Below are 17,396 nucleotides of genomic sequence, written 5' to 3'. Positions count from 1 at the left end.
GTTAAAGACGGTAAGGATGGAAAATCTCCACTAGCTAAAGTTATCGACAATAACAATGGCACACACACAGTTCAAGTCGGTCTTGATAAGAACGGTAACGGTGAGCTTGATCCAGACGAAGTAACATCATCTACAATCATCAAAGATGGTAAGGATGGAAAAGCTGGCGCAACCGGTGCTACTGGAGCAACAGGCGCGACCGGAGCCAAAGGCGATAAAGGTGAAACTGGAGCAACAGGCGCAACTGGTGCCAAAGGTGAAGATGGCAAGCCATCATTGGCTCAAGTCGTAGACAACAACGACGGTACTCATACTGTTAAAGTTGGACTTGATAAGAATGGCAACGGTCAGTTGGATCCAGATGAAGTAACCTCATCTACCATNGTTAAAGACGGTAAGGATGGAAAATCTCCACTAGCTAAAGTTATCGACAATAACAATGGCACACACACAGTTCAAGTCGGTCTTGATAAGAACGGTAACGGTGAGCTTGATCCAGACGAAGTAACATCATCTACAATCATCAAAGATGGTAAGGATGGAAAAGCTGGCGCAACCGGTGCAACCGGTGCCACTGGTGCTACAGGCGCGACCGGAGCTAAAGGAGAAGATGGTAAGCCATCATTAGCTCAAGTCGTGGACAACAACGACGGTACTCACACTGTTAAAGTTGGACTTGATAAGAACGGCAATGGCCAATTGGATCCAGATGAAGTAACCTCATCTACCATCGTTAAAGACGGAAAAGATGGAAAATCTCCACTAGCTAAAGTTGTTGATAACAATAACGGCACACACACAGTTCAAGTCGGTCTTGATAAGAACGGTAATGGTGAGCTTGATCCAGACGAAGTAACATCATCTACAATCATCAAAGATGGTAAGGATGGAAAAGCTGGCGCAACCGGTGCCGCTGGAGCTACAGGCGCGACTGGAGCTAAAGGTGATAAAGGTGAAACAGGCGCTACAGGTGCGACTGGCGCTAAAGGAGAAGATGGTAAGCCATCATTAGCCCAAGTTGTCGATAATAACAACGGCACGCACACTGTTAAAGTTGGTCTGGATAAGAACGGCAATGGTCAGTTGGATCCAGATGAAGTAACCTCATCTACCATCGTTAAAGACGGTAAGGATGGCAAATCTCCACTAGCTAAGGTTGTAGACAACAACAACGGCACCCATACTGTTCAAGTCGGACTCGATAAGAACAATAACGGCCAGTTGGATCCAGATGAAGTAACATCTTCAACTATCGTCAAAGATGGAAAAGCTGGCGCAACAGGAGCTACCGGTGCAACAGGAGCTAAGGGCGATAAAGGTGAAACAGGTGCGACTGGCGCTAAAGGAGAAGATGGTAAGCCATCATTAGCCCAAGTTGTCGATAATAACAACGGCACTCACACTGTTAAAGTTGGTCTGGATAAGAACGGCAATGGCCAATTGGACCCAGATGAAGTAACCTCATCTACCATCGTTAAAGACGGTAAGGACGGTAAATCTCCGCTAGCTAAGGTTGTCGACAACAACAATGGTACCCATACTGTTCAAGTCGGTCTTGATAAGAACGGAAATGGTGAGCTTGATCCAGACGAAGTAACATCATCTACAATCATCAAAGATGGTAAGGATGGAAAAGCTGGCGCAACAGGTGCGACTGGCGCTAAAGGCGATAAAGGTGAAACAGGCGCAACAGGTGCGACTGGCGCTAAAGGAGAAGATGGCAAGCCATCATTAGCCCAAGTTGTCGATAATAACAACGGCACGCACACTGTTAAAGTTGGTCTGGATAAGAACGGCAATGGCCAATTGGATCCAGATGAAGTAACCTCATCTACCATTGTTAAAGACGGTAAGGACGGTAAATCTCCGCTAGCTAAGGTTGTTGATAACAACAATGGCACACACACAGTTCAAGTCGGTCTGGATAAGAATGGAAATGGTGAGCTTGATCCAGACGAAGTAACATCATCTACAATCATCAAAGATGGTAAGGATGGAAAAGCTGGCGCAACCGGTGCCACTGGTGCTACAGGCGCGACCGGAGCTAAAGGCGATAAAGGTGAAACTGGCGCAACCGGTGCAACTGGAGCTAAAGGCGATAAAGGTGAAACTGGCGCAACAGGTGCAACTGGAGCTAAAGGAGAAGATGGAAAACCATCATTAGCTCAAGTTGTGGACAATAATAACGGTACACACACAGTTAAAGTTGGTCTGGATAAGAACGGCAACGGCCAGCTCGATCCAGATGAAGTAACCTCATCTACTATCGTTAAAGACGGAAAAGATGGCAAGTCTCCATTGGCTAAAGTTGTTGATAACAATAACGGCACTCACACTGTTCAAGTCGGTCTTGATAAGAACGGAAATGGTGAGCTTGATCCAGACGAAGTAACATCATCTACAATCATCAAAGATGGTAAGGATGGAAAAGCTGGCGCAACCGGTGCCACTGGTGCTACAGGCGCAACCGGAGCCAAAGGCGATAAAGGTGAAGATGGCAAGCCATCATTGGCGCAAGTCGTAGACAACAACGACGGTACTCATACTGTTAAAGTTGGTCTTGATAAGAACGGCGACGGTAAGCTTGATCCAAGTGAAGTAACGTCAACGACTATCGTTAAAGACGGCGCAACTGGTGCTACAGGTGCAACTGGAGCGGATGGTAAACCATCATTGGCTAAGGTTGTAGACAATAACGATGGCACTCATACTGTTCAAGTCGGTCTAGATAAGAACGGCAATGGTGAGCTTGATCCAGACGAAGTAACCTCATCTACCATCGTTAAAGACGGTAAGGATGGTAAGTCTCCATTAGCTGAAGTAGTTAACAACAACGACGGTACACACACAGTTAAAGTTGGACTTGATAAGAACGGCAATGGCCAATTGGATCCAGATGAAGTAACCTCATCTACCATCGTTAAAGACGGTAAGGACGGTAAATCTCCGCTAGCTAAGGTTGTCGATAATAACAATGGCACACACACAGTTCAAGTCGGACTCGATAAGAACAACAACGGTCAGCTTGACCCAGACGAAGTAACATCATCTACAATCATCAAAGATGGTAAGGATGGAAAAGCTGGCGCAACTGGAGCTACCGGAGCAACCGGAGCTAAAGGTGATAAAGGTGAAACAGGTGCAACCGGAGCTAAAGGTGATAAAGGTGAAACAGGCGCTAAAGGAGAAGATGGTAAGCCATCATTAGCCCAAGTTGTCGACAATAACAACGGCACGCACACTGTTAAAGTTGGTCTTGATAAGAACGGCAATGGCCAATTGGATCCAGACGAAGTAACCTCATCTACCATCGTTAAAGATGGTAAGGATGGAAAATCTCCACTAGCTAAGGTTGTTGATAACAACAATGGCACTCATACTGTTCAAGTCGGACTCGATAAGAACAACAATGGTCAGCTTGATCCAGATGAAGTGACATCTTCTACAGTCATTAAAGATGGAAAAGCTGGCGCAACAGGTGCAACCGGTGCAACCGGAGCCAAAGGCGATAAAGGTGAAACAGGCGCAACAGGTGCGACCGGAGCCAAAGGAGAAGATGGTAAGCCATCATTAGCCCAAGTTGTCGATAATAACAACGGCACGCACACTGTTAAAGTTGGTCTGGATAAGAACGGCAATGGCCAATTGGATCCGGATGAAGTAACCTCATCAACCATCGTCAAAGACGGTAAGGATGGTAAGTCTCCACTAGCTAAAGTTGTAGACAATAACAATGGCACACATACTGTTAAAGTTGGTCTGGATAAGAACGGCAACGGTCAGTTGGATCCAGATGAAGTAACCTCATCTACCATCGTTAAAGACGGTAAGGATGGTAAGTCTCCATTAGCTGAAGTAGTTAACAACAACGACGGTACTCATACTGTTAAAGTTGGTCTTGATAAGAATGGTGATGGTAAGCTTGATCCAAGTGAAGTAACGTCAACGACTATCGTGAAAGATGGCGCAACTGGTGCTACAGGAGCAACTGGAGCGGATGGCAAGCCATCATTGGCTAAGGTTGTAGATAACAACGATGGCACCCATACTGTTCAAGTCGGACTCGATAAGAATGGCAATGGCCAATTGGATCCAGACGAAGTAACATCTTCAACAATCATCAAAGACGGTAAGGATGGAAAAGCTGGCGCAACCGGTGCCACTGGTGCTACAGGAGCGACCGGAGCTAAGGGTGAAGATGGTAAATCATCATTAACTGAAGTAGTTAACAACAACGACGGTACGCATACTGTTAAGGTTGGTATCGATAAGAACGGCGACGGTAAACTTGATCCAAGTGAAGTGACTTCAACAACTATCGTTAAAGACGGCGCAACTGGTGCAGATGGTAAAGATGGTAAATCATCATTAACTGAAGTAGTTAATAACAACGACGGTACCCATACTGTTAAGGTTGGAATCGATAAGAATGGCGACGGTAAGCTTGATCCAAGTGAAGTAACGTCAACGACTATTGTGAAAGATGGCGCAACCGGAGCGGATGGCAAGCCATCATTGGCTAAGGTTGTAGACAACAACGATGGCACCCATACTGTTCAAGTCGGACTCGATAAGAATGGCAACGGTCAGTTGGATTCAGACGAAGTAACCTCATCTACCATCGTTAAAGACGGTAAGGATGGTAAATCTCCATTAACTGAAGTAGTTAACAACAACGACGGTACGCATACTGTTAAGGTTGGTATCGATAAGAACGGCGACGGTAAGCTTGATCCAAGTGAAGTAACGTCAACGACTATTGTGAAAGATGGTGCAACTGGTGCTACAGGCGCGACCGGAGCTAAGGGCGATAAAGGTGAAGATGGTAAATCATCATTAACTGAAGTAGTTAACAATAACGATGGTACGCACACTGTTAAGGTCGGTCTCGATAAGAACGGCGACGGTAAGCTTGATCCAAGTGAAGTAACGTCAACTACTATCGTGAAAGATGGTGCCACAGGAGCTAAGGGTGAAGATGGTAAATCATCATTAACTGAAGTAGTTGATAACCACGATGGTACTCATACTGTTAAAGTTGGAATCGATAAGAATGGTGATGGTAAGCTTGATCCAAGCGAAGTAACTTCAACAACTATCGTGAAAGACGGCGCAACTGGAGCGACAGGCGCAACAGGTGCAGATGGTAAAGATGGTAAAGATGGTAAATCATCATTAACTGAAGTAGTTAACAACAACGACGGTACTCATACTGTTAAAGTTGGTCTTGATAAGAATGGTGATGGTAAACTTGATCCAAGTGAAGTAACGTCAACGACTATTGTGAAAGACGGTGCAACAGGTGCCACAGGAGCTAAGGGTGAAGATGGTAAATCATCATTAACTGAAGTAGTTAACAACAACGACGGTACTCATACTGTTAAAGTTGGTATCGATAAGAATGGTGATGGTAAACTTGATCCAAGCGAAGTAACGTCAACGACTATCGTGAAAGATGGCGCAACTGGTGCAGATGGTAAAGATGGTAAATCATCATTAACTGAAGTAGTTGATAACCACGATGGTACTCATACTGTTAAAGTTGGACTGGATAAGAACGGCGACGGTAAACTTGATCCAAGCGAAGTGACTTCAACAACTATCGTGAAAGATGGTAAAGATGGTAAGACACCATTAGCAGAAGTAGTTGACAACCAAAATGGAACACACACCATTAAGATTGGTTTTGATACAAATGGTAATGGTAAGCTTGATTCAGATGAAGTAACCTCTGCTACTATCGTTAAAGATGGAAAAGACGGTAAAGATGGCAAAGATGGTCAAAGCTCACTTGTAACTCTCGTTGAAAATGAAGATGGTAGTGTTACTATTCTTGTTGGAATTGATAAGAATAACAATGGTAAGGTTGATTCTGATGAAGTAACATCTTCTACAATTATCAGAAATGGTAAAGATGGTAAGGACGGCAAAGACGGAAAAGATGGTAAAGATGGAAAAGATGGTAAGGACGGTAAAGATGGCAAGGGTGTAACCGGTCCAACCGGTCCAACCGGCCCTACAGGTCCAACCGGCCCTACAGGTTCAACTGGTCCAACCGGTCCAACCGGTCCAACCGGCCCAACCGGTCCAACCGGCCCAACCGGCCCTACAGGTCCAACTGGTCCAACCGGCCCTACAGGTCCAACCGGCCCAACCGGCCCTACCGGTCCAACCGGTCCAACCGGCCCAACCGGCCCTACAGGTCCAACCGGTCCAACCGGCCCAACCGGCCCTACAGGTCCAACCGGCCCTACAGGTCCAACCGGTCCAACCGGCCCAACCGGCCCTACAGGTCCAACCGGTCCAACCGGCCCAACCGGCCCTACAGGTCCAACCGGCCCTACAGGTCCAACCGGCCCAACCGGCCCTACAGGTCCAACCGGTCCTACAGGTCCAACTGGTCCTACAGGCCCAACAGGTCCAACTGGTCCAACCGGTCCAACCGGTCCAACCGGTCCTACAGGCCCAACTGGCCCTACTAATCCAATAAAACCAGTAGTTCCAACAGCTCCAACAGTTCCAGCTAAGCCAACAAAACCTGCAGGAACAACCAAAGTAGTAGCTAAGTCAGGAACCCTTCCTAAGACTGGTGACAATAGCAACCATGAAGTAGGTGTGGTAGGCGCAGGACTTCTATCAGCTGCACTTCTAGCTGCCTTAGGTGTTTCTAAGCGAAAAGAAGAAGAACTCTAAGATATTCTCTTTATAAAATTTAAGCAATATCAAGTTTAGAGTAAAACAGAGGCTATTAGGATTATTAAAATTCTACTAGCCTCTAGTTTTGTTGTATTAATGTTTTGGAGGAATTGAATGTCATCAATTGTATTGAATATGATTGTAAAAAATGAAGCCCATATAATTTTGGAAACACTCCAAAATTTGGTCAATTCAATCACATTTGACTACTGGGTCATTTCTGACACTGGCTCCACAGATGGAACGGAAAACCTCATCTTGAACTTTTTTAGTGAGGTGGGGATTCCAGGAGAATTGCACAAAGATGAATGGCAAAACTTTGCGTATAATAGAAATTTAGCCCTAAATTATGCAAGAGGAAAGGGAGACTATATTCTAATCTTTGATGCAGATGATTTCGTTGAAGGTAGTTTAAAAATTTCTACTGATCTTGAAGCAGATGCCTATTATCTCAATTTTTCAGATGAGAGTGGAGTTCTTTCATTTCGTCGTGTAGCTCTTGTTAAAAATAATCCAGAAATTTATTGGCGAGGAGTTGTGCATGAATTTATTGAATTGCCTGAAGGTGCCAGTTATGGAAATCTTGTAGGACCTTATTCAGTCATTGCAAGAACAAGAGGCGCACGAAGTCTAGACGATGATAAATATTATCATGATGCAACTGTACTTGCAAATGCCGTTTATAATAATCAAGACCCTGATTTAGAGCCTAGATATACCTTTTATTGTGCGAGATCTTATCGTGATGCAGGTTTATACCAGGAGGCCTTGTCTTGGTTCAAAAAACGTGCAGTTATGACGGATGGATGGTCAGAGGAAGCTTATTATTCTTGTCTAGAAATAGCGCAAATTTATGAAAATGAAGGGAAAGCTTTTGAAGGACGGGAGTATTTGGAAAAAGCTATCCAGATTAACCCTAATCGCGCTGAAGCATGGTCTCAATTAGCTAAATTATATAGAGAGGCAGGGCAGCATCACATTGCTTTTGCTTATGCTTATATGGCTAAGGATTTAGAATTGAATCCGGATAGTCTTTTCAGCTGGAACAGGGTTTATGACTATTGGATTCCATTTGAATTGTTAGAAAATGGTGTCAAAATAGGGAATTTTGAAGTTGCCTACCAAGGCTTCAGAGCTTTGATTATGGCAGGACAGGCCGATACTTATAAGAACTATTATGAATACTTACCTCAGTTCGAACAGTATCTAGATAATGAGATTATTGAGAAGATTATAGAAGTCATTAACGGTACAGAAGCTTAATTGAATCTGTCAATACGTTTTTTTGTCGACTATAACGGCCTGATACATGCCAAACTTTGGAGAGGACCAATTGGTCTTCTCCTTTTTTGCTCTTGGAGCAGTTGGTATTAGCTTAACTTTCAGTTTTAAAAGTCAAAAAAAACAGAAATTCCTTATGAATTTCTGTTTTTTTATTTATTCTTGATAAGAGACGATGCCAATGATAGTATCGACAGCGCGTTCCATGGTTTCTAAGCTGACATACTCAAATCGTCCGTGCATATTTTCACCACCGGCGAAGAGGTTCGGTGTTGGGATGCCCATAAAGGAAATTTTTGAGCCATCAGTTCCGCCACGAATAGGCTCGATAACCGGCTGGATGTCCAAACTTTCCATGACTGCTTTAGCGATATGGATTGGTGTCATGTCCTTTTCAATGACCTGCTTCATGTTGTAATACTGGTCTTTGAGGGTCAAGATGACGCGCTCGCTACCCAGCTCTTGGTTCATCTTATCAGCAATGACCTTCATAGCAGCTTTGCGATTTTTAAAAGTCTCTGTCTCAAAATCGCGGATAATGTAGCTTGCTTGAGCTTCTTCGACAGTACCAGTCAGGTTCATCAGGTGGTAGAAGCCTTGGTAGCCCTCAGTCTTCTCTGGTCGGTCGGATTCTGGCAGCTGGTTGTGGAAGTCAATAGCTAGTTGAAGAGCATTGACCATTTGGTCTTTGGCAGTTCCTGGATGGACATTGCGGCCTTGGAAGGTCAGTTCGGCTCCAGCAGCGCTAAAGGTTTCGTATTGGAGTTCTCCTAGAGGGCCGCCATCTACTGTGTAGGCAAAGTCCACATCAAAGTCTTCAGCGTCAAATTTATCAGCACCGACACCGATTTCCTCATCTGGTCCAAAGCCAACTCGGATTTCTCCATGCTTGATTTCTGGATGGGTAGACAGGTATTCGATAGCAGTCATGATTTCAGCAATACCTGACTTGTCGTCTGCTCCCAAAAGGGTTGTTCCGTCAGTTGTAATCAGGGTTTGGCCCTTGTATTTATGGAGACTGGCGAAGTCTGCAGGATCCAAGTTAAAGCCGGATTTCCCCAGCGTAATCACACCGCCATCATAATTCTCAATGACCTGCGGCTGAATGTTTTCTGCGTTGAAATCTGCTGTATCCATGTGGGAAATAAAGCCAATTTTGCGAGTAAAGCTAGGGTCGTTGGCTGGTAGAGTTCCAATCGCAAAGCCGTTGGGCAGGTAGTAGACATTTTCCAAGCCAACTCGCTTCATTTCAGGAATGAGGACATTGTTAGCAAAGTCGACCTGACTCTGGGTGCTGGGTGTAGTAGTAGATGTTTCGTCTGAGCGTGTGTTGACCTTGACATAGGTTAGGAAACGATCTAAAAGATTAGGGTATTTCATAAGAGCTCCTTGTTTTTATAGATTAAGTCTATTTTAGCACAATCTTGAACAAAAGACATCAGTAAGTCAACAATTCTCTAGTTGAAAAGTCTTGGAAGATGGTCGTAGTGGAAATAGCTGAAAATAAGATTTGTAAGAGTAGACAATAGACAATTTTTGCAAGCTATTAATATAAAATTGTTGAGAAAAGCAATGGCAAATATGCTAGAGGAGTATGTTAAGAGAAATTTTGTGATATAATAAAAAGTAGAAAATCAATATAGTAAATAAGAGGTAGTCCATGATTTATGAATTTTGTGCTGAGAATGTCACCTTGCTAGATAAGGCTTTAGAGGCTGGAGCGAAGCGGTTTGAGCTGTGTGACAACCTATCAGTTGGTGGAACAACGCCTAGCTACGGTGTCATTGAGGCTGCAGTACGAATGGTCAAGCCTTATGATGCGACTGTGATGACCATGATTCGTCCTCGCGGTGGGAATTTTGTCTATTCAGATATGGAAATCGAGATAATGCTCTCGGACATTCAGAAGGCACGTGAGGCGGGGAGCCATGGCCTTGTTTTTGGTGTTTTAACGGAAAATAATGAAATTGATTATCCTAAGATGGAACGGCTGCTTGAAGCGGCTCAGGGGCTGGATGTGGTCTTCCATATGGCTTTTGATGCGATTCCTGCTGAATATCAGTTTGGAGAGTTAGACTGGCTGGTTGAACATGGAGTGAAGCGGATTTTGACTCATGGCGGGCCAGCGTCAGAGTCCATTCTAGAGCATTTGGCTTGGCTGGATGAATTGATTGAGCATGCGGCAGGGCGGATAGAAATTTTACCTGGGGGTGGAATTAATCTAGAAAATCGTGCTGAGATTGCTGACACTTTGGGTGTTGATCAATTGCACGGCACTAAAGTAGTATTTTAGCAGGAAAGCTCATGCTGGATTTATTTGAAAAATACAGGCTGAAGGAAGAAAATTTGCTAGATTATGGCTTTGTCAGGTCTGGTGCAGAATATAGCTATTCGACCAAGATTATGACGGGCGACTTCCAGATGGATGTGCTGATTTCCGATGGAGAGCTGGATTTTCAGGTACTTGACTTGGATACAGGTGATGAGTACCGGCAAGTCAAGATGGAAAGTATGACTGGAGAATTTGTCGGTCAAGTCAGGGCGGCTTGTCAGGAGGTTCTGCTGGACATTCGGCAGCATTGCTTTGAGGAAGTAGGCTTTCTTTATGAGCAAAGTCAGCGACTAAGTAGCTATGTGGCAACTACTTATCAGGGACAGTTGGAGTATCTCTGGGAGAATTCTTCTCGGAAAAGCACTAATGGGGCTGCTGTTTTTCGCCATCAGGATAGCAAGAAATGGTACGGAGTTTTTTTGACGACCGATTGGTCTAAATTTGAAAAGGAGCGCAATGGTCTGATTGAGGTTCTCAATGTCAAGAGTGACCGAGTTGCGGAACTTATTCAGCAAAAGGGAATTTATCCCGCCTTTCATATGAATAAGAAATACTGGCTTAGCTTGCCCTTGGATGGAACTTTGCCCGACCAGCAACTTTTTGATTTGCTTAACACCAGCTTTGTCCTGACCAAGAAAAAGTAATCTTAGTTTGCCTGAGTTTCATTTTTAGATGAAATAGCGTATAATAGAGATAGTAAGAAACGGACAGTCGGATTTAGGGCTGTCCGTCCTTTATTTGGAATGAGGAAACGAAATGAATCTTATCAGAAAATTGGACTGGTTTTTTAAACTGGAGAAACGGCGCTATATGATCGGCATTTTGGCCTTGTCTCTGGTCAGTGTGTTTAATCTGATTCCGCCACGAGTCATTGGGCAGGTCATAGATAGAATTGCTAGGCAGAGTCTGACTGCTGGAGAACTTGCTTATAATCTTCTCCTTTTGATTTTGTCCGCTTTTATTATGTATGGTTTGCGGTATGTCTGGCGGCTCTATATCTTTGGTACAGCAAATAATCTGGGGCGCATCTTACGCTTTCGGCTTTTTGAGCATTTTACGCGGATGTCGCCGAGTTTTTATCAAAAATACCGAACGGGTGACCTCATGGCGCATGCGACCAATGATATCAATGCAGTGGTTAGCGTGGCTGGCGGTGGTGTTATGTCAGCGGTAGATGCTTCTATTACGGCCTTGGTGACTCTCATCACCATGTTTTTGGTCTTGGACTGGCGGTTGACTCTGATTGCTATTCTCCCTCTACCCTTTCTATCCTGGGGGACTAGTTTGATTGGTCGGAAGAATCACGAGAGCTTTAAAGCAGCTCAGGAGGCTTTTTCTGATCTCAACAACAAAGTTCAGGAGAGCGTAGCGGGGATTAAAGTGACCAAGTCTTTTGGCTATCAGAATGCGGAGACTCAGTCCTTTGCAGCCATCAACCAAGAAGTCTACCGCAAGAACATCTTGGCTGCCAAGTATAATTCCCTGTTTGACCCTATGGTGCTGATTTTTGTCGGCTTGTCCTATGTTCTGACTTTGATTTTTGGAGGAATATTTATCTCTAAAGGTCAATTTACAGTCGGTGAGCTGGTTACCTTTATGACTTATCTGGATATGCTCGTGTGGCCGCTGCAAGCGATGGGGTACCTAGTGAATATCAGCCAGCGGGGAGCTGTTTCCTATGAACGGATTGAGAACTTGCTGGCTGAGGAGTCGGATGTAGAGGAAGCCAAGCAGCCACTTGCTAGTATTCAAAATGGCCGACTGGACTATGAGATAGCTTACTTTGCTTATGAGGACGAAGTGACTTTGAGGGATGTTCACTTTACATTAGAAAAAGGGCAGACCTTGGGGATTGTAGGGCCGACTGGATCTGGGAAGACCACCTTGCTGCGCCTTTTGATGCGGGAGCAGGATATTCAGGAAGGAGCAATTTATTTGAATGGGCACGATATCCGAGAGTATGCTCTTAAGGATCTGCGTGGTCTGATTGGTTATGTGCCTCAGGATCAGATACTCTTTGCTCTGTCCATTCGGGACAATATCCGCTTTGCCAATCCAGAACTGTCAGATGAGCAAGTCATCCGAGCAGCCCAGCTTTGTGGTGTTTATGAGGATATTAAGGCTATGCCGGATGGTTTGGATACGCTGATTGGAGAGCGGGGTGTCTCGCTTTCTGGTGGTCAAAAGCAGCGTTTGGCTATGAGCAGAGCCCTCATCACCAATCCAGAAATTTTGATTTTGGATGATTCCTTATCAGCAGTGGATGCCAAGACCGAGCATGTGGTTTTAGAAAATCTCAAGCAGGAGCGAGCTGACAAGGCGACCATTATCACTGCCCATCGTCTGTCAGCCATTGTCCATGCGGATTTGATTTTGGTTCTGGAGAATGGTCGCATCAAGGAGCGAGGAAACCACCAAGAACTTCTGGCAGCACAGGGCTGGTATGCTCAAACCTATCAAAATCAACAACTATATGAACGTTTCAAGGAGGAGTCTGCAAAATGATAAAACAATCAACTTTTAGACGCCTCCTAGGCTATATGTGGCGCTACAAATGGATTAGCCTACTGGCTCTAGCTTTTATTTTTGCGACAACCTTGGTGACAACGGCCTTGCCGCTCTTGGCTCGTTCTTATATTGATCAGTTTGTCAGCCGAGAAGCAGCCACAAGTGGCCTCTATCTGCTGGGGATTTACTATGGCCTCTTTCTTTTGCGAGTACTCCTTACTTTTCTGGGACAATATGCCTTTGCACGGGTGGCCTACAGCGTTGTTCGCGATCTTCGGCAGGAAACTTTTGCGAATATGCAGCAATTAGGCACGGCTTACTTTGACCAGACAGTAGTAGGGGCTATCGTTTCTCGCTTGACAAACGATACCCAGTCAGTGGCTGATATGTTTAGCAGCATTTTTTCTAACTTTCTCAGCTCCATGCTTATCTTGGTGGTGACGATCGCAACCATGCTGGCTCTGAATTGGCGACTGACTCTTCTGATTGTCCTCTTTTTGCCTATCATGCTTGGCTCTATTGTGCTGTATCAGCGGCTGTCCAATCGCTTGCTCAAGCAAGTTCGAGCTAAACTAAGCGACCTCAATGTCAAACTTTCTGAGAGCATTGAAGGGATGCGAATCATCCAAGCTTTCGGTCAGGAAAAACGATTAATCAAAGAATTTGAAGCAATCAATGGAGAACATTTGGACTTTAGCAATCGCTATCTGAATGTGAACAGCCTCTTTCTGCGCCCAGCCATGTCCTTGCTGAAAATCTTGGCTTATGCAGTCATTCTGACTTATTTCGGCTTGAGCTGGCAAGTAGCTGGAGTGACTGCAGGTGTCATGTATGCTTTCATCCAGTATGTCAACCAGCTTTTCAATCCCTTGATCGATGTCATGCAAAATTACTCAGTTCTTCAGACATCCATGGTGGCTGCGGAGCGCGTTTTTGAACTGATGGATCGTCGAGACTTTGAGCCTGACCAAGCAGAAGAAGGACCTGAGATTCAGGCGGGCAATATTGACTTTGAGCATGTGAGCTTTTCTTATGACGGAAAGAGAGAAATTCTAAAGGATATTTCCTTTAGCGTCAAGCAAGGTGAGACGATTGCCTTTGTTGGGGCAACGGGTTCGGGAAAATCCTCCATTATCAATCTTTTCCTGCGCTTTTATGAATTTGAAAAAGGTAAGATTCTTATTGATGGCAGAGACATCAGAGACTATAGTCAAGCAGAATTACGACGCAATATCGGTCTTGTCTTGCAGGATCCCTTCCTCTACCACGGCACCATTGCCTCCAATATCCGCATGTATCAGGAAAATCTTTCGCAAGCGGAGGTCGAAGAAGCAGCTCGCTTTGTTGATGCCCATGACTTTATCAGCCAACTACCTCTGGGATATGATAATCCGGTTACTGAGCGAGGTTCCACCTTCTCTAGTGGCCAACGACAGCTTTTGGCTTTTGCCAGAACCATCGCAACTAAGCCTAAAATCTTGATTTTGGATGAAGCCACTGCCAATATCGATTCGGAGACTGAGGAGCTGATCCAGCATTCTCTCCGGAAAATGCGGCAGGGGCGAACCACCATTGCCATCGCCCATCGGTTGTCCACGATTCAGGATGCCAATTGCATCTACGTTTTAGATAAGGGGCGCATTATTGAGTCTGGTAGCCACGAAGAGCTCTTAGCACAAAATGGGACGTACAAGAAGATGTACCAGTTACAGGCTGGAATGTTGGATGCCTGAAAAACAAGGAAAAATTCAAAGAAAAGAGGCTGGGACAAAAGTTCTAGCCTCTCAATTGTTTTTGGATTGTCGAGCAAGACGCAGTGGTTGAATGGGCTCTACTAGGCTGATTTCATCAGCTTTTACAGCCCTACTCAACTGTGCGGAGGTGGGACGACGAAATCGAATTCTAACGAATTACCGATTTCTATCCCACTCTCTTTTCTAGATAGTCTTTAAATTTTTCCAAATTTTCCTTTAAATCATCAAACCCTAGCTTAGCATAGTGGTAGGGGCAGGTCTGAATGTAGCTGCTTTCAAAAAAGTCCAGCGGCAGCTTGCTGTGTTTGAGGGAGCTGACTGAGGGAAGGGATTGGAGGTTAAAAATCACGCCATCTGTTGTCAACTGGTGGGGCAGAGGGAAATGAAGGTCGTCCAAGAGGAATTGTGCCTTATTTTTTTCAGTTTCCAGCCGGTTCAGCAAGGCTAGGCGATTCTTTTCAAACATCAGATTGTCAATATAGAGGGATAGAGCCTTTTGCATGATGAGGTTACTGTCGTAGTCAACCGCTATTTTATAGGATAGAAAGGTTTCTCGAATATGTGGTGGCAGAGCCAAGGCCGTGATGCGCAGGGCAGGAAAGAGACTGGTAGAAAAAGACTTGATATAGAGGACATGCTGGCTGTCATCTATATAATGAAAGGGTAGTTCCCGCTTGCTGTCAAAGTCAGCCAGATAGTCGTCTTCAACGATATAGACATCATAACGCTCAGCGAGGGCAAGGATTTCTTCCTTTTCCTGACGACTGTATGAATGTCCTAGTGGATAGTGAAAGCGGGGAATCGTATAGAAAAACTTGATCCGCCTTGTTTGAAAAATTCTCTCTAACTCTTTCAGGTCAATCCCAGTCGGTTTACGTTCAATGGTCTCATAAGGCAATTTCTGATTTAGCAGTATATCATTGATTCGGTGGTAGGTGGGCTGCTCAACCAGAATGGTCTCTTTTCTATTAGGGAAGTCAATCTGAGAGAGAATGTAGAGGGCTTGCTGGGTACCGGAAGTCAGAATTAAATTATCTACAGAAGTGTAAACTGCAGAGTCCAAGAGCAAGCGCTGGACTGACTGTCGCAACTCCTCCAGTCCTTCTTGTTGGGAATAGTAGTTAAAAAGATAGTTTTCTCGACCGATCAGCGTTTCATTGACACACAGGCGGAAGTCTTCATAGGCTTGGTGGCGGTCGTCTGTCACAGCCAGCTCTATATCTTCCTTTTTATTTTGGTCATTTTCCAAGACATAGTAGCCACTCTTAGGTACAGCATAGATGTACTTCTGATAACGAAGTTCAATCAGAGCCTTCTGAGCAGTATCTTTACTGCAATGGTAGCGGTCTGCCAGCTTGCGGACGGAGGGAATCTTTTGCCCCGTAGTAAGCCTTCCCTTGTCAATGTCCCTAATAATTTTATCCATGATAACTTGGTATTTAGCTTTTGCTGCCATTCTGTCCCCCTACAGATTTCTTTCTCTTATTCTACCTTATTTCTAGGAAGTTGACAAAGTTTCTTGTTTATTCAAAATATAAAAACCAGCCTTGAATTCCCTTCAAAACTGGTTCAATCTAGAATATTTGCCTCGTGCTTATTCTTGCAGAAAGCCCAGTGTAGCTAAGGCTTCCTCTATATAGTCTAAGTCCTGCTGAGAATCCGCTTCGATTAGATGGTAGTGAACTCCATTTGTTAGCTCGGATAAGGCACGAAAATCGCTCTCTGAGACTTGCTCTAAAAATTGCTGCACATCGCGACGGCAGGTCAATTTCAGATAGGTCTGGATTTCCCCATAGACAGGATGCTCAATCATGATATTTTGCACCCGCCCGCCATTATCAACGATGGCCAAAAGTTCGGCTTCGATATCGTCCGCCTTGTGTTTGAGTTTAAAGAGTCTATGACAATGAGCGGGTTCATTACTTTCCTTATAGAGATAGCCCCTATTGGTACTGATAATAGGAGAACCATCGGCCCGCAGCAGAGCAATATCCTGAACGATGATTTGGCGAGTAACATGAAATTGTTCCGCCAAAAATTGTCCGTTTAAAGGTTGGCGAGCTTCTTTTAAAAGCTCTAATACATCATTTCTTCGTTTTTTTGTCATAACTTCATTGTAAATCAAATCTCTAGAAGATTCAAGGTTTAGCGAATCTTTTTCAGAGCCTGATAGACAAATTTGGCAATGACAAAGTCCACCATGCTATGAACGATTGTACCAAATCCAACTAAACCAAAGAGGATATAGAAGGCATTCGCCGGATAGGCTGTTGTCGTATAAAAGAGAATGCAGACCACTACCTCACCAAAGGCATGAATCAGGGCCAGCACAAAATTAAAGATCCAGGTCTTTTTCTGACTGTCCAGTGTTTCAGGATGCTTTTGCAGGTAAAAAGCGCCGATAGTCCCGAAGAGCAGGTGAGACAGGGCTCTCAGGGTGATGATGAAAGGAAGGCCAGACATGAAAAATCCGATGGTAGAGCCGAGAACGACAATGACTGTCATGAGGGGCGAGATAAACATGGCTAGAAAGATAGCAACGTGGCTAGCTAAAGTGAAGGAAGCGGGCGGAATGACAATCTTAATCGGCATAACCAGCGGGATAACAATGGCTAGGGCAGTCAAGAAAGCGGTCAGTGTCATAAACTGATTTTTAGATTTTGGTTTCATAATAATCTCCTTAAAATAACTGTATATACATTAGAATAGTACATTGTTTTGTCACAAAAGTCAAGAAAATTTTTTGAAAATAGGATGATTTTCTGGACACATTTGTCAAATAAGATAAAATATCGTATAATAAGACGGTAAAATATGGCTGTCAT

General features: G+C 44.4%; 10 protein-coding genes. 6 read left to right on the top strand and 4 right to left on the bottom strand.

Going from position 1 to position 17,396, the window contains the following annotated elements; genetic code table 11:
* Positions 1–6,693, top strand: a 6,693-nt coding sequence (locus D8791_RS10700) for a collagen-flanked surface repeat-containing protein (RefSeq protein ID WP_185760564.1), incomplete at its 5' end; no start/stop codon positions are given.
* Positions 6,694–6,810: 117 nt separating this feature from the next.
* On the top strand, positions 6,811–7,959 hold the full coding sequence (locus D8791_RS05855; protein WP_125390694.1) for a glycosyltransferase: 1,149 nt from the start codon (positions 6,811–6,813) through the stop codon (positions 7,957–7,959).
* A 174-nt stretch (positions 7,960–8,133) separates the two neighbouring features.
* Here D8791_RS05855 and pepT read toward each other — a convergent pair whose 3' ends face one another.
* Positions 8,134–9,357 (bottom strand): peptidase T, encoded by a 1,224-nt coding sequence (gene pepT, locus D8791_RS05850; RefSeq protein WP_125446634.1) that lies wholly within the window; start codon positions 9,355–9,357, stop codon positions 8,134–8,136.
* A 280-nt stretch (positions 9,358–9,637) separates the two neighbouring features.
* Between pepT and D8791_RS05845 the strand changes: the two genes are divergently transcribed.
* The 4 genes from D8791_RS05845 to D8791_RS05830 all read left to right on the top strand — a co-directional run bounded on the left by D8791_RS05845 (position 9,638) and on the right by D8791_RS05830 (position 14,550).
* Positions 9,638–10,270, top strand: a complete 633-nt coding sequence (locus D8791_RS05845) for a copper homeostasis protein CutC (RefSeq protein ID WP_125446632.1) — start codon at positions 9,638–9,640, stop codon at positions 10,268–10,270.
* 11 nt (positions 10,271–10,281) lie between these two features.
* On the top strand, positions 10,282–10,953 hold the full coding sequence (locus tag D8791_RS05840; RefSeq protein WP_125446630.1) for an MmcQ/YjbR family DNA-binding protein: 672 nt from the start codon (positions 10,282–10,284) through the stop codon (positions 10,951–10,953).
* 112 nt (positions 10,954–11,065) lie between these two features.
* Positions 11,066–12,814: an ABC transporter ATP-binding protein gene (locus tag D8791_RS05835; protein ID WP_125446628.1), complete on the top strand. Its 1,749-nt coding sequence runs from the start codon at positions 11,066–11,068 to the stop codon at positions 12,812–12,814.
* Positions 12,811–14,550: an ABC transporter ATP-binding protein gene (locus D8791_RS05830; RefSeq protein WP_125446626.1), complete on the top strand. Its 1,740-nt coding sequence runs from the start codon at positions 12,811–12,813 to the stop codon at positions 14,548–14,550. The genes D8791_RS05835 and D8791_RS05830 overlap by 4 nt, the downstream gene beginning before the upstream one ends.
* Positions 14,551–14,737: 187 nt before the next feature.
* Here the strand turns inward: D8791_RS05830 and D8791_RS05820 are convergent, their stop codons facing one another.
* From D8791_RS05820 to D8791_RS05810, 3 genes are all read right to left on the bottom strand, one after another.
* Positions 14,738–16,027, bottom strand: a complete 1,290-nt coding sequence (locus D8791_RS05820) for an aminotransferase-like domain-containing protein (RefSeq protein ID WP_125446624.1) — start codon at positions 16,025–16,027, stop codon at positions 14,738–14,740.
* 138 nt (positions 16,028–16,165) lie between these two features.
* The gene (locus D8791_RS05815) at positions 16,166–16,678 is read right to left on the bottom strand and encodes a transcription repressor NadR (protein ID WP_125446622.1); all 513 of its coding nucleotides are present in this window, start codon (positions 16,676–16,678) and stop codon (positions 16,166–16,168) included.
* 38 nt (positions 16,679–16,716) lie between these two features.
* A complete protein-coding gene (locus D8791_RS05810) occupies positions 16,717–17,241 on the bottom strand; it encodes an ECF transporter S component (RefSeq protein ID WP_125446620.1) in 525 nt (174 codons plus the stop codon).
* Positions 17,242–17,396: the final 155 nt, after the last annotated feature.

Source organism: Streptococcus cristatus (assembly GCF_003943515.1).
Classification (GTDB): Bacteria; Bacillota; Bacilli; order Lactobacillales; family Streptococcaceae; genus Streptococcus; species Streptococcus cristatus_D.
This window is presented reverse-complemented; position numbering and strand designations above follow the sequence as displayed.

Excerpts from the sequence above, each read along its gene's own strand:
- D8791_RS05810 (WP_125446620.1), bottom strand. The coding sequence starts at position 17,241 with ATGAAACCAAAATCTAAAAATCAGTTTATGACACTGACCGCTTTCTTG.
- D8791_RS05815 (WP_125446622.1), bottom strand. The coding sequence starts at position 16,678 with ATGACAAAAAAACGAAGAAATGATGTATTAGAGCTTTTAAAAGAAGCT.
- D8791_RS05855 (WP_125390694.1), top strand. The coding sequence starts at position 6,811 with ATGTCATCAATTGTATTGAATATGATTGTAAAAAATGAAGCCCATATA.
- D8791_RS05830 (WP_125446626.1), top strand. The coding sequence starts at position 12,811 with ATGATAAAACAATCAACTTTTAGACGCCTCCTAGGCTATATGTGGCGC.
- D8791_RS05820 (WP_125446624.1), bottom strand. The coding sequence starts at position 16,027 with ATGGCAGCAAAAGCTAAATACCAAGTTATCATGGATAAAATTATTAGG.
- D8791_RS05845 (WP_125446632.1), top strand. The coding sequence starts at position 9,638 with ATGATTTATGAATTTTGTGCTGAGAATGTCACCTTGCTAGATAAGGCT.
- pepT (WP_125446634.1), bottom strand. The coding sequence starts at position 9,357 with ATGAAATACCCTAATCTTTTAGATCGTTTCCTAACCTATGTCAAGGTC.
- D8791_RS05835 (WP_125446628.1), top strand. The coding sequence starts at position 11,066 with ATGAATCTTATCAGAAAATTGGACTGGTTTTTTAAACTGGAGAAACGG.
- D8791_RS05840 (WP_125446630.1), top strand. The coding sequence starts at position 10,282 with ATGCTGGATTTATTTGAAAAATACAGGCTGAAGGAAGAAAATTTGCTA.